The 12,821-nt window shown below is 70.6% G+C and carries 11 protein-coding genes and 1 pseudogene; 5 read left to right on the top strand and 7 right to left on the bottom strand.

Annotated elements, in window-relative coordinates:
• Positions 1–21: 21 nt before the first annotated feature.
• The 5 genes from FB391_RS10535 to FB391_RS10515 all read right to left on the bottom strand — a co-directional run bounded on the left by FB391_RS10535 (position 22) and on the right by FB391_RS10515 (position 3,026).
• Positions 22–345, bottom strand: a complete 324-nt coding sequence (locus FB391_RS10535; protein ID WP_045297888.1) for a DUF2469 family protein — start codon at positions 343–345, stop codon at positions 22–24.
• 66 nt (positions 346–411) lie between these two features.
• Positions 412–1,071: a ribonuclease HII gene (locus FB391_RS10530; RefSeq protein WP_141894332.1), complete on the bottom strand. Its 660-nt coding sequence runs from the start codon at positions 1,069–1,071 to the stop codon at positions 412–414.
• A complete protein-coding gene (gene lepB / locus FB391_RS10525; protein WP_141894331.1) occupies positions 1,068–1,859 on the bottom strand; it encodes a signal peptidase I in 792 nt (263 codons plus the stop codon). The genes FB391_RS10530 and lepB overlap by 4 nt, the downstream gene beginning before the upstream one ends.
• Positions 1,860–2,006: 147 nt before the next feature.
• Positions 2,007–2,354, bottom strand: coding sequence for a 50S ribosomal protein L19 (gene rplS / locus FB391_RS10520; protein WP_141894330.1), 348 nt, complete (start codon positions 2,352–2,354; stop codon positions 2,007–2,009).
• 168 nt (positions 2,355–2,522) lie between these two features.
• Positions 2,523–3,026: an MFS transporter permease gene (locus FB391_RS10515; protein WP_141894328.1), complete on the bottom strand. Its 504-nt coding sequence runs from the start codon at positions 3,024–3,026 to the stop codon at positions 2,523–2,525.
• A gap of 117 nt (positions 3,027–3,143) precedes the next feature.
• Between FB391_RS10515 and map the strand changes: the two genes are divergently transcribed.
• On the top strand, positions 3,144–3,926 hold the full coding sequence (gene map, locus FB391_RS10510) for a type I methionyl aminopeptidase (RefSeq protein WP_141894327.1): 783 nt from the start codon (positions 3,144–3,146) through the stop codon (positions 3,924–3,926).
• A 36-nt stretch (positions 3,927–3,962) separates the two neighbouring features.
• On the opposite strand, the gene glgX is transcribed toward map, so the two are convergent.
• On the bottom strand, positions 3,963–6,164 hold the full coding sequence (gene glgX / locus FB391_RS10505) for a glycogen debranching protein GlgX (RefSeq protein ID WP_141894326.1): 2,202 nt from the start codon (positions 6,162–6,164) through the stop codon (positions 3,963–3,965).
• 24 nt (positions 6,165–6,188) lie between these two features.
• Entirely contained in the window at positions 6,189–7,634 is a 1,446-nt protein-coding gene (locus tag FB391_RS10500) for an aminotransferase class V-fold PLP-dependent enzyme (protein ID WP_141894325.1), read from the bottom strand.
• 293 nt (positions 7,635–7,927) lie between these two features.
• Between FB391_RS10500 and nirB the strand changes: the two genes are divergently transcribed.
• The 4 genes and pseudogenes from nirB to FB391_RS10480 all read left to right on the top strand — a co-directional run bounded on the left by nirB (position 7,928) and on the right by FB391_RS10480 (position 12,800).
• A complete protein-coding gene (gene nirB / locus FB391_RS10495) occupies positions 7,928–10,507 on the top strand; it encodes a nitrite reductase large subunit NirB (protein ID WP_141894324.1) in 2,580 nt (859 codons plus the stop codon).
• Positions 10,504–10,917 (top strand): nitrite reductase small subunit NirD, encoded by a 414-nt coding sequence (nirD, locus tag FB391_RS10490; RefSeq protein WP_141894323.1) that lies wholly within the window; start codon positions 10,504–10,506, stop codon positions 10,915–10,917. The genes nirB and nirD overlap by 4 nt, the downstream gene beginning before the upstream one ends.
• A complete protein-coding gene (gene cobA / locus FB391_RS10485) occupies positions 10,914–11,666 on the top strand; it encodes a uroporphyrinogen-III C-methyltransferase (protein WP_141894322.1) in 753 nt (250 codons plus the stop codon). The genes nirD and cobA overlap by 4 nt, the downstream gene beginning before the upstream one ends.
• Positions 11,663–12,800 (top strand): annotated as a pseudogene (locus tag FB391_RS10480) (uroporphyrinogen-III synthase). The gene cobA and the pseudogene FB391_RS10480 overlap by 4 nt, the downstream one beginning before the upstream one ends.
• Positions 12,801–12,821: the final 21 nt, after the last annotated feature.

The raw sequence follows: 12,821 nt of genomic DNA, 5'->3' as shown, positions 1-12,821 counted from the left end.
CTCGCAGCTGTGGAGGAGGCGTCAGGTGTCGAGCGAGAGCTCTTCGGGAAGATGGAAGTCGCGGCGCGAGAGCTCTTCCACGTTGACGTCCTTGAACGTCAGCACCCGCACCGCCTTGACGAAGCGGTCGGCACGGTAGATGTCCCACACCCAGACGTCCGACATCGAGATCTCGAAGTAGAAGTCGTGCTCGGTGTCACGGCGGACGACGTTGACCTCGTTGGCGAGATAGAACCGCCGCTCGGTCTCGATCACGTACTGGAACTGCGACACGACGTCGCGGTACTCGCGGTACAGGGCGAGCTCGAGCTCACGGTCGTAGTCTTCGAACACCTCGTCGTCCATGGTGCCTCCATCCTATGGCGGCGAGGCGACGCGTCGGAACGAGTGCGCGGACCGCGAACGCGCCGCTCAGAACAGCGTCGGCGCCTCGGCGATCGACCACGAGGCGCGATGATGCCGGCTGATGCCGTGCTCGCGGATCGCGGCGCGGTGATCCGGGCTCGCGTACCCCTTGTTGCGCGCCCACTCGTAGGCCGGGAGCTCGTCGTGCAGGTCGGTCATGAGGTCGTCGCGCGCGACCTTGGCGATGACGGACGCCGCCGCGGCAGACGCGCAGTCGCGGTCGGCCTTGATGACCGGGCGGATGGTGAGCGCCCACTCGCCCGCCGGCGAGATGTAGTCGTAGTTGCCGTCCAGGATGACGATGGCATCCTCGACGACCACGCCCTGGCGGCGGAGGTCGGCCAGGGCACGCACCGAGGCGAGACCGAGCGCGCGCATGATGCCGATCTCGTCGATCTCCTGCGAGCTCGCCCAGCCGATGGCGCTCGCGGCGACCCACGACGCGGCACGCGCGGCGACGTCGTGACGACGCAGTTCGGGGACGAGCTTCGAGTCGCGCAGCCCCTGCGGCACGCGCTTGCGCGATCGCGGCGCGTCGACGACCGCCGCACCGACAGCGACCGGGCCTGCCAGGGCGCCGCGGCCGACCTCGTCGCAGGCGATCACGAGCGTGTGCTCGCGCAGCAGCCGGCGTTCCAGCGTGAGCCGGGGCTCGACGACGGTCATCGGGAGCCGTCGCCTCCTTCCGGCGCGGGAACCCCCGCGAAGACGTCGTGATGGAAGTCGAGGAGCCCGAAGCGGTCGAACGGCCATGTCACGAGGAACGCGCGTCCGACGACGTTGTCGATCGGGACGAAGCCCTTGCCGGGCTGATCGGTGTTGTACCGGGAGTCTTTGGAGCGGTAGCGGTTGTCGCCCAGAACCCAGAGCTTGCCGTCCGGGACGGTGACATCGAACGCGTCGGCCGAGGCCGCCGTCTCGCCCGGCGGGAACTTGACGTAGCCGGTCTCGTCGATCGGCACCTCGTTGACCGTGATCTGCCCGATCGCGTTGCAGCACACCACGTGGTCGCCGGGCAGCCCGATGATGCGCTTCACGAGGTGATCGTCGCTGTCGGGAGCGGCGAGGCCGACGAGCGACAGCACCCACTCGAACGCCTCGACCACCGGCGGGCGGGCGGGTTCGGTGCTGGGCGGAAGCCAGCCGCCCGGATCGCGGAAGACGACGATGTCACCGCGGTCGTAGCCGCCGAAACGCGGCGTGATCTCGTCGACCAGGATGCGGTCCTTGATGAGCAGTGTGTCTTCCATCGACCCGGAGGGGATGTAGAACGATCGGACGAGGAACGTCTTCACGACGAGCGAGACGAGCACCGCGATCAGGATGATCACGACGACGTCGCGGAGGAAGATCAGCCATCCCCGGCGTCGTGGCTGGATCGTCGCCGTCGCGGGCGCCGATTCGGTGCCGGCGGTGGGTGACGGTTCGGCCGGGGCCGACTTCTCAGTCGTCATCGAGATCCTCCGCGGGCGCCGACCGTCGGCGAGCCCGTCTTCAAGGGTGACACACTCCGGGCCGGTTCCTGCACGTCCAGGTGTGCGCGCCGGGAACGACGAAGCCCCGGACCACGGGTCCGGGGCTTCGGTGCGCTGCGCGATGCGTCAGTTGTCGCGCTTCTCCTTGATCTTGGCCTTCTTGCCACGGAGGTTGCGCAGGTAGTAGAGCTTGGCGCGGCGGACGTCACCGCGGGTCACGACCTCGATGTGGTCGATGACCGGGGAGTGCACCGGGAAGGTGCGCTCGACGCCGACCTGGAAGCTGATCTTGCGGACCGTGAAGGTCTCGCGCACACCGTCACCCGAGCGGCCGATGACGACGCCCTGGAAGACCTGGATGCGGGAGCGGTTGCCCTCGGTGATGTTGACGTGCACCTTGACGGTGTCACCTGCCCCGAAGGTGGGGATGTCGGAGCGGAGCGAAGCCGCGTCGACGGCGTCGAGGATCTGCATGATCGTCTCTCTCTGCGGCCGCCACAGGTCGACCGCGGGAAGGGTTGTGAAGGATGAGGTGTGCCGCAGGCCTTCGGCGTGACGCCGTCCAGCTGGTTCCCCTGAGGCAGAACCGGTCAGGGCACAAACAACCATTGTGCCACGGATGCCGCGCCCCGCCAAAACGCCTCAGTCTGCGGAGGGCGCCTGCTTCTCGGTGATCACGATGACCTCGCGGTCGGCGGCGTCAGGTGCGCCCATGCGCTCCTGCGGCGGCGGGAGGTACGCGACGCCCTCGCTGGTGTGCAGGACGACGCGCGACGGGCGCGCTTCGCTCCACAGCTGCCACAGCGCCAGCCAGAACAGGCCGACGCCCACGACGATGGCGACGACCATGACGGGCGCCCACCAGGACTCGACGAAGAACCCCAGCGAGATGACCAGGCCGTGCCACACCGTGAAGCCGAGCACGTCCCACCACGACGCGGCGCGCTGCGCACGGACCGTCCCCCGCGCGCGGACCAGGAGGGTGAGGAGCAGCTGCCACACGAAGACGCCCGGGATCGCGAGGAACAGCACCCACAGGAACGCCCAGCCGCCGGCGTTGAACACGGCCCATCCGACGAGCAGCCACAGCGGAAGCAGGAAGGCTGAGGGGATCAGCCAGCCGAAGAACGCGCGACGCAGCCACATGCTCCGATGCTACGCCGGTGCCGGTCGGGGCGGCACCGCTCCTGCGCGCCGCGGAGGATCCTCCCAGCCAGAGGCCCGTCAGCCCGGCAGAATGGAACGCGGACGAGAGGACACCACATGATCGAGTTGCGCACCCCTGCCGAGATCGAGGCGATGAAGCCCGCCGGGCGATTCGTCGCCGAGACGCTGGCGACCCTGCGCGACGAGACGAAGGTGGGCACGAACCTCCTGGCGATCGACCGCCGCGCGCACGATCTGATCCGCCGCGCCGGTGCGGAGTCGTGCTACATCGACTACCACCCCTCGTTCGGCGCGAGCCCGTTCGGCAAGGTCATCTGCACGTCGGTGAACGACGCCGTCCTGCACGGGCTGCCGTTCGATTACGCGCTGCGCGACGGCGACCTCGTGTCGCTGGACTTCGCCGTATCGGTGAACGGCTGGGTCGCGGACTCCGCCGTCTCGTTCGTGGTCGGCACGCCGCGTGACGAGGACCTCGCTCTCATCGACACGACGGCGCGGGCTCTGGATGCCGCCATCCGGACGGCGACCGTCGGCCACCGCATCGGAGACATCTCCGCCGCGATCGCGGCCGTGGCCCACGGTGACGGCTACTCGATCAACACCGACTTCGGCGGTCACGGCGTCGGCCGCATCATGCACGGCGACCCGCACGTGCCCAACGACGGAAAGGCCGGCCGGGGCTACCCGCTGCGCGCCGGGCTCGTCGTCGCCCTCGAGCCGTGGTTCCTGCAGACGACGGACGAGCTGGTGACCGACCCCGACGGCTGGACCCTCCGCTCGGTGGACGGGTCGCGCGGCGCGCACGCCGAGCACACCGTCGCGATCACCGAGGACGGCCCGATCGTCCTGACGGACCGCTCCTGGCTCGGCGTCGACTGACGCTTCTGCCTCGCCCGGCGCCTTCTGCGCGCCGCGTCAGGTGCGCAGCTCCGCGCGCGGGGCGTGCGCCGGTGTGGGCGCGGCGGCGAGCGCGGCGAGCGACGCCGCGACCGAGTGATCGACCTCGCGTTCGACGCGGGGATGCTCGCTCAGCACGATGAGCGACTTCGCCGCCAGGCGCACGGTGTCGCCCGGACGGACCAGGGCGGAGTCGGCGCGCTCCCCCGCGGTGTCGATGACGACCTCCCAGTCCGGGCTGTACTCGACCACGGGGATCCGGAAGTCGATGATGTCGTCTCCGGCGTTGAACAGCACGATGAAATGGCGATCTCGGATCGCCTCGCCGCGCCGGTCCTTCTCTCGGATGCCCTGGCCGTTGAGGAACACGCCGACCGCGCGACCGAACCCCGAGTCCCAGTCGTCGGGCTGCATGAGCGTGCCGTCGGGCCGGAGCCACGCGATGTCCGAGAGCGGGGCGCCGACGTCGCGGTGCACCGGGCGTCCCTCGAAGAACCGCCGCCGCCGGAACGTGGGGTGGTCCCGCCGCAGCCGGCTCATCGCCGCGGTGAACTCCAGAAGGGGAAGGTCAGCCGCCTCCCAGTCGATCCAGGTGACATCGTTGTCCTGCGCATAGCCGTTGTTGTTCCCCTGCTGCGTGCGCCCGAGCTCGTCGCCGTGCAGCAGCATGGGCACCCCCTGGCTGAGCAGCAGCGTCGCGAGGAAGTTCCGCTGCTGCCGTGCGCGCAGGGTCAGCACCGCCGGGTCGTCCGTGGGTCCTTCGACCCCGTAGTTGTCGGAGCGGTTGTCATCGGCGCCGTCACGGCCGTCCTCGCCGTTGGCGTCGTTGTGCTTCTCGGCGTACGACACGAGGTCTCGCAACGTGAATCCGTCGTGCGCCGTGACGAAGTTCACGGATGCCACCGGGCGGCGCCCCGAGTGCTCGTAGAGGTCGCTGGATCCGGTGAGGCGGGAGGCGAACTCGCCGAGCGCCTGCGGCTCGCCGCGCCAGAAATCGCGGACGGTGTCGCGGTACTTGCCGTTCCATTCGGTCCACTGCGGCGGAAAGTTGCCCACCTGGTAGCCGCCGGGGCCGACGTCCCAGGGCTCGGCGATCAGCTTCACCTGCGACACGATCGGGTCCTGCTGGACGAGCTCGAAGAACGTCGACAGCCGGTCGACGTCGTAGAACTCGCGCGCCAGCGCCGATGCGAGGTCGAACCGGAACCCGTCGACGTGCATGTCGACCACCCAGTACCGCAGCGAGTCCATGATGAGCTGCAGGGAGTGGGGGTTGCGGACGTTGAGGCTGTTGCCGGTCCCGGTGTAATCGGTGTAGTACCGCTTGTCGTCGTCGAGCTTGTAGTACGCGGCATTGTCGATCCCGCGCATCGAGAGCGTGGGGCCGAGGTGATTGCCTTCTGCCGTGTGGTTGTAGACGACGTCGAGGATCACCTCGATGCCGGCGGCGTGCAGGGCGCGCACCATCCCCTTGAACTCCTGGACCTGCTGGCCGCGGTCGCCGGTGGCGGCGTATCTGTTGTGCGGGGCGAAGTACGAGATCGAGTTGTAGCCCCAGTAGTTCGAGAGGCCCTTGCCCTGCAGGATCGCGTCGTCGACGAACTGGTGGACCGGCATGAGCTCGATCGCCGTCACGCCGAGCTTCGTCAGGTGCTCGATGATCGCCGGGTGCGCGACGGCGCTGTAGGTGCCGCGCATCTCGTCGGGGATGGCGGGATGCCGCATCGTGAGCCCGCGGACGTGCGCCTCGTAGATCACCGTCTCGGCGTAGGGCGTCCCCGGCCGCCGGTCCCCCGCCCAGTCGAAGAACGGGTTGATGACGACGCCCTTCATCATGTCGGCGGCGGAGTCGTCGTCATTGCGGGAGTCGGGGTCGCCGAAAGTGTACCCGTACACGGGCTGCCCCCACTCGATGGCTCCTTCGACGGCCTTCGCGTAGGGATCGAGCAGCAGCTTGGCGGGGTTGAAGCGCTGCCCGCTGCCGGGGTCGTAGGGACCGTGCACGCGATAGCCGTAGCGCTGGCCGGGCTGGATGTTCGGCACGTACGCGTGCCACACGAACGCGTCCACCTCAGCGAGGTCGAGGCGCGACTCCGCGCCCCGCGTGCCGAACAGGCAGAGCTCGACCCGCTCGGCTCCCTCGCTGAACAGCGCGAAGTTGGTTCCGCTCCCGTCGAAGGTCGCCCCGAGCGGGTATGCGGATCCTGGCCACGTGTGCACGCACGTCCTCCTCGCGTCGGGTCGCTACACCCTACCGAAGCGCGACGGGGCAACGGCGGTGGCCCGCCCCGAGGGTGTCGTGGTGCGATCCGCCGATGTGGACGGCGTCCCTGCCGATGAGAAGTCGTGCGGCGCGTCGACGGCACGGCGAACCGCCGCCACCACCCGGTCGACCTCTTCCGGCGTGTTGTAGACGGTGAAGCTCACGCGACAGCTCGCCGCCGGTTCGAGGCCGAGGTCGTGGTGGGCCAGGGTCGCGCAGTGACAGCCGGCGCGCGATTCGACACCCTGGGCGTTAAGGGCGTGCGCGATGGCGAACGGGGAGCGGCCCTCCACGGTGAAGGCGACCAGCGGGGTCCGATCCTCCCCCACGGACGCGCCGTGGATCCGCAGCCCCGCGATCGTGGACAGCCCCTCCATCGCCTGCCGGGTGAGGGATGCCGCATGCCCCGCGACGATCGCCATCGCGGCGTCGACCGCACCGGGCTCGAGCGGGTCGTCGGTGCGGAACCACGCCCGCGTCGGGTCGGCGCCCACGAGGTCGACGATGAGGCGCAGCGTCTGCGCCGAGGCGATCACGCCGAGGATGTTGGGCGTGCCCGCGGAGAACTTCCATGGCAGATCGTTGTACTCGACCCGGTCGGGGAACACCTGCCCCTCCGCGATCATGTCGCCGCCGTACAAGAAGGGCGGAAGCGTCTCGCGCAGGTCCTCCCGCGCGTAGAGCACGCCGACGCCGAAGGGCGCCAGCAGCTTGTGGAACGAGAACGCGACGAAGTCGGCTTCCATCTCCTGCACGTCGACGCGGGAGCTCGCGAACCGCTGGGCGGCGTCGACGAGGAGCAGAGCGCCGACGCGGCCGTCGGGCTGCACGTAGCCGCCGGCGTCGGCGATCGCGCGCACCTGGTCCAGCGGCGGCTTCGTGCCGAGGAAGTTCGATCCGCCGGTGCAGCAGACGAGCTTCGTGCGCGCATCCACCAGTTCCGCCAGGTGCGCGAGATCGAGCTCGCCGCTCTCGTGGTCGAAGCGCGCAAGCCTCACCTCCACGTGGCGTCCGAAGCGCGGCAGGATCTCGCGGCACATCGCATGCCAGGGCACGTAGTCCGAGTTGTGCTCCATCAGGGTCGTGACGACGTTGTCGCCGTCGCGGAAGTCCGCCAGGAGCGAGTACATCACCGCGTTGATCGCCTCGGTGGTGCTGCGGTGCATCGAGAGGGTGCGCCGGGACGGCGCGTTGATCCACGCGGCGATCGTGTCGAAGGAGGCCTCGAACATCTCCGTGGTCCGGATGGAGGCATCCGACTGTCCGCGGTGGACGTTCTCGTACGTCTCGGACAGGTCGCGCAGCAGTTCGAGCACAGCCAGCGGCGGCTGGGTGCTCGCGGCGTTGTTGGTCACGATGCGGTCGCGCAGCGAGAACGCGAACTGAGAGCGGATCAGCTCGAGCTCGCGCGAAGCGAGTGTCCCCATGCACCAGAGAATCCTCTCCTTCGGCGGACGGGACAAGAGGCCTTCGGCGCGCGGCCCGCACGCCGGGGCGCGGGCCGCGCTCGTCCGTTCTCACGTCGCGTGCCGCACCGCTGTGATCGAAACGTTCGTTCGAGGTAACCCTGGGCGGTCCGGGGGTGAAACACCCCGCTCGTAGCGTCGGGCCTACCGAGACATCCGCCCCACGAGGAGGAGCCATGGCCCATCGCGACCGTGTCGACAGCCGGAAACACGACGCTGACACCGATGCAACATCGCCCGCGTACCGTGACGACATGAGCACCCTGCCCGCCCTCGGCACGCACGTCGTGGTGGTGGGCGCGGGCATGGTGGCGCACCGGTTCGTCGAGAGCCTGCTCAGCCGCGCCGACGAGCGCTGGCACGTCACGCTGATCGGCGAGGAGGACCGTCACCCGTACGACCGCGTCGGGCTCACCGGGTTCTTCGCGGGGGCATCGACCGACGACCTCACGCTCGACCGCTCGTTCTTCGACGACGAACGCCTCCGCTTCCTGCGGGGTGACGCCGTGGTGCGCGTCGACCGCAGCGCTCGGCGCGTGACGACGAGATCCGGGCTCAGCGTCGGGTACGACCGGCTCGTCCTGGCGACCGGATCGTACGCCGCACGTCTCGCGGTCGACGGCTTCGGCCTCGACGGCTGCTTCGTCTACCGGACACTCGACGACGTCGAGAGGCTCGAGGAGTTCGTGCAGCGGCGCTCGGCGCAGCTCGGCCGCCGGCTCACCGGCACCGTGATCGGCGGGGGGCTGCTCGGGCTGGAGGCGGCCGGCGCGCTGCAGGGGCTCGATGTGGACTGCACCGTGGTGCAGTCCTCGGATCGGCTCATGTCCGCACAGCTGGACCTGCCCGCAGGCGGGGCGCTGCGCCGGCTCATCGAGTCGCGGGGCATCGCCGTCAAGACCGAGGCCATCACGACCCGCCTCGACCCCGACCGGACCGGCCAGGTGACCGGGCTGGAGTTCCGGGACGGGTCCTACGAGCGCACCGACGTGGTCGTGTTCACCGTCGGCGTCCGGCCCCGCGACGAGCTCGCGCGCTCGGCCGAGCTCGACGTGCATCCCCGCGGCGGTGTGCTCATCGACGGCGGCTGCCAGACCTCCGACCCTCGCATCCTCGCGATCGGCGAGGTCGCGAACTACGACGGGCAGTGCGTCGGGCTCGTCGCACCGGGCTACGCCATGGCGGAGGTCGCGGCGACGCGGCTCCTCGGGGGCGAGGCATCCTTCCCGGGGTACGACCTCTCGACCAAGCTCAAGCTCTCGGGCGTCGACGTCGCGAGCTTCGGGGACGCCTTCGCCGAGACCCCGGGCGCCCTCGACGTCGTGTACGCCGACCCCGTCGCGGGCGTGTACAAGAAGCTGGTGCTGTCGGACGACGCGAAGACCCTGCTCGGCGGCATCCTCGTCGGCGACGCCTCGGCGTACGGCTCACTGAGGCCTCTCGTCGGCGGCGCGCTGGGCGGAGACCCCGCGGCTTACCTCATGCCCGAGGGCGGCGTGGCCGCACCGACCGGCGAACTGCCCGACGACGCGCTCGTGTGCTCGTGCAACAGCGTCAGCGCGGGTCGCATCCGCCACGCCGTGCACGAGGAGGGCTGCACCGACGCCGGCGGCGTCAAGGCGTGCACGAAGGCGGGTGCCGCGTGCGGCTCGTGCCTCACCATGGTGAAGAAGCTCGTGGGCGCCGAGCTCGCCAAGACCGGCGCGACGGTGAGCAACGCCCTGTGCGAGCACTTCGACCTGTCGCGACGTCAGCTCTTCGACGCCGTCCGGGTGTCGGGCCTGCGCACCTTCAGCGCCGTCATCGAGCGGTTCGGCGTCGGCCGCGGCTGCGACATCTGCAAGCCCGCGCTGGCGAGCATCCTGTCGACCCTCGTCGGCGGCCACGTCCTCGATGGCGAGAACGCGACGTTGCAGGACACCAACGACCACGTGATGGCGAACCTGCAGAAGGACGGCAGCTACTCGGTCGTGCCGCGCATCCCCGGTGGCGAGATCACTCCGGAGGGGCTGCTCGTGATCGGGCAGGTCGCGCAGGATTTCGGGCTGTACACGAAGATCACCGGCGGCCAGCGCATCGACCTGTTCGGGGCCCGTCTGGAGCAGCTGCCCGACATCTGGAAGCGGCTGGTGGATGCGGGTTTCGAGTCCGGGCACGCCTACGGCAAGTCGCTGCGCACCGTGAAGTCGTGCGTCGGCTCGACCTGGTGCCGGTACGGCGTGCAGGACTCGGTGGGCATGGCCGTGCAGCTGGAGCTGCGCTACCGCGGGCTGCGCTCGCCGCACAAGCTCAAGCTCGGTGTCTCGGGCTGCGCCCGCGAGTGCGCCGAAGCCCGGGGCAAGGATGTCGGGGTGATCGCGACCGAGGCCGGGTGGAACATGTACGTCGGCGGCAACGGCGGCTTCACCCCGCGTCACGCGGTCCTGCTGGCCGAAGGCCTGAGCGACGACGAGCTGCTGACCGCGATCGACCGGTTCCTGATGTACTACATCTTCACCGCCGACCGCCTGCAGCGCACGGCGCCGTGGTTCGAAGAGCTCGACGGCGGCATCGAGGGGCTGCGCGAGGTCATCTTCGACGACAGCCTCGGCATCTGCGCCGACCTCGACACCGCGATGGCCGCGCACATCGGCACGTACGAGGATGAATGGGCCGCGACGCTCCGCGACCCCGACAAGCTGCGGCGCTTCGCCTCGTTCGTGAACGCCCCCGCCACGCCCGATCCGTCGCTCGCCTACGTCGCCGAACGCGGTCAGCCCCGTCCCGCCACCGCCGAGGAGCGCGGCGACGGCGGCGTCCTCATCGCCGGAACGACCCTGGAGGTGCGCCGATGACCCTCATCGACCCGCAGACGACCGCGCACGTCGCCCCGCCCGGCTGGGTGCGGGTGTGCGCACTCACCGACCTCGAGATCGAGCGCGGCCGGGCCGCCCTGCTCGGGGGCACGCAGATCGCGCTGTTCCTCACCCGCGGCGCGGACGGCCGCGACGGCCGGGTGTACGCGGTGTCGAACTTCGACCCATTCAGCCGGGCGAACGTCATCTCGCGCGGCATCGTGGGCACCCGTCAGGACGCGCCGACCGTGGCCTCGCCGATGTTCAAGCAGGTGTTCGACCTCCGCACCGGGATCTGCCTCGACGCGCAGGGCAAGGATCCGGTGAACCTGCACGTGTGGCCGACCGCCGTGGCCGACGGCATGGTCCTGGTGCGCTGGGACGAGCCCGCCGACGGGAGCGCACCGTGACCGGGCGCGTCCACCTGATCGGCGGCGGCCCCGGCCCCATCGACCTCATGACGGTCCGCGCGTGGCGCCTCCTCACCTCGGCCGAGGTCGTCGTGATGGACCGGCTCGGGCCGACCGATCTGCGCGGCGAGCTGCGGCCGGACGCCGAGGTGATCGACGTCGGAAAGCTGCCGGGGCACCACCCGGTCCCGCAGGACGAGATCAACGCGCTGCTGGTGGACCGTGCCCGCGCGGGCAACCAGGTCGTCCGGCTCAAGGGCGGGGACCCGTTCGTCTTCGGCCGCGGCGGCGAAGAGGTGGCGGCGTGCCTGGCCGCCGGCATCCCGGTCGACGTCGTCCCCGGAGTCACGAGCGCCGTGGCCGTGCCCCAGGCCGCGGGCATCCCGGTCACCCACCGCGGCGTCGCAACCGCCGTGCACATCGTCCACGGCCAGGGACCGGTCAGCGCATCGACCGTCGCGGCGCTGCGCGACCCCGAGGTCACCACCGTGATCCTGATGGGGGTGAGCGCGATCCCCCGCATCGTCGCGGATGCGCTGCGCGCAGGCGTCGACGCCGACCGTCCGGTGGCGATCGTGGAGCGCGGTCACCACCTCGACCAGCGGACGACGCGCACTACGCTCGGGAGGGCGGTGCTGGATGCCGGGCGCACCGGCATCCGCAACCCCGCGGTCATCGTGGTCGGCGACGTCGCCCGCGCCGAACTGCTGCTTCCCGCGCACGAGATGACAGGTGACACCGTCCGTTGAGCTCCACCACCCGCCCCACTCTGTCGGCCGCGCTCGATGGCTGCACCGTCGTCATCGCGGTCGATCGGCGATCCTCTGAGCTGTCGGCCGCGCTGGAACGGCACGGCGCCGTCGTGCGACAGGCGCCGGCGCTGACGATCGTGCCGCACATCGACGACGACGCGCTGATCGCCGCGACGCGGTCGCTGATCGCCGCGCCGCCCGACATCGTGGTCGCCACGACAGGCGTCGGGTTCCGCGGCTGGATCGAGGCGGCGGACGAGGCGGGTCTCGCCGACGAGCTGCATGCGGCGCTCGCCGGAGCGCGGATCGTCGCACGCGGGCCCAAGGCGCGCGGGGCGATCCAGCAGGCGGGGTTCACTGCGGACTGGGTGGCCGAGTCCGAGACGTCCGCAGAGCTCGGCGAGTATCTCCTCGCGGAAGGTGTCGCCGGTCACCGCGTCGCGGTGCAGCACCACGGCTCGGGCGCCGACGGTCTGGACGAGCTGCTCGGGGATGCCGGCGCCGACGTCGTGAGCCTCACGGTGTACCGCTGGGGTCCGCCGCCCGACCCCGCGGTCGTCGCGCGGTCGGTGCTCGCCGCGGCACAGGGCGAGGTGGACGCGGTGCTCTTCACGTCGGCTCCCGGCGCGGCGGAGTGGATGGCCGCGGCCGCCCGGGAGGGTGCGCAGGAGGCCATCGTCGACCGCACCAGGCGAGGACGCCTGCTGCTGGCGGCCGTGGGGCCGATCACCGCAGGACCCCTGCAGGACGCCGGAGCCGAGCCCCTCATCGCCGAGCGCGGTCGCCCTCGGCGCCCTCGTGCGTGCCGTCGTGTCGCATTTCGGCGGCGGGCACGCCGACGCGCTGCAGACGGGCGCAGGACGCCTCGAGCTGCGCAGCGCAGGCGTCGTCCTCGACGGCCGTCACATCCCGCTGTCGCGGACGGGTGCCGACCTGATGGCGGCGCTGTTCGATGCGGGCGGCGGCGTGGTCTCACGTCAGCGGCTGCAGTCCGTGCTCCCCCGCTCGGGTGAGAACACCCATGCCGTCGAGATGGCGGTGGCACGGCTGCGCGAGGCTCTCGGCACGCCCGATCTGGTGAAGACCGTCGTCAAGCGCGGTTACCGGCTGGACGTCGTCGATCCGGTGTGAGACCGCGGCCGCTCTTCTCGC

The organism is Microbacterium kyungheense (assembly GCF_006783905.1).
GTDB lineage: Bacteria > Actinomycetota > Actinomycetes > Actinomycetales > Microbacteriaceae > Microbacterium > Microbacterium kyungheense.
Note: the sequence above shows the minus strand (reverse complement) of the source record. Positions and strands in the feature narration are given on the sequence as shown.

What these genes read in the sequence shown, in the direction of transcription:
- FB391_RS10535 (WP_045297888.1), bottom strand. Translation starts at nt 345, where the DNA reads ATGGACGACGAGGTGTTCGAAGACTACGACCGTGAGCTCGAGCTCGCC.
- FB391_RS10530 (WP_141894332.1), bottom strand. Translation starts at nt 1,071, where the DNA reads ATGACCGTCGTCGAGCCCCGGCTCACGCTGGAACGCCGGCTGCTGCGC.
- lepB (WP_141894331.1), bottom strand. Translation starts at nt 1,859, where the DNA reads ATGACGACTGAGAAGTCGGCCCCGGCCGAACCGTCACCCACCGCCGGC.
- rplS (WP_141894330.1), bottom strand. Translation starts at nt 2,354, where the DNA reads ATGCAGATCCTCGACGCCGTCGACGCGGCTTCGCTCCGCTCCGACATC.
- FB391_RS10515 (WP_141894328.1), bottom strand. Translation starts at nt 3,026, where the DNA reads ATGTGGCTGCGTCGCGCGTTCTTCGGCTGGCTGATCCCCTCAGCCTTC.
- map (WP_141894327.1), top strand. Translation starts at nt 3,144, where the DNA reads ATGATCGAGTTGCGCACCCCTGCCGAGATCGAGGCGATGAAGCCCGCC.
- FB391_RS10500 (WP_141894325.1), bottom strand. Translation starts at nt 7,634, where the DNA reads ATGGGGACACTCGCTTCGCGCGAGCTCGAGCTGATCCGCTCTCAGTTC.
- nirB (WP_141894324.1), top strand. Translation starts at nt 7,928, where the DNA reads ATGAGCACCCTGCCCGCCCTCGGCACGCACGTCGTGGTGGTGGGCGCG.
- nirD (WP_141894323.1), top strand. Translation starts at nt 10,504, where the DNA reads ATGACCCTCATCGACCCGCAGACGACCGCGCACGTCGCCCCGCCCGGC.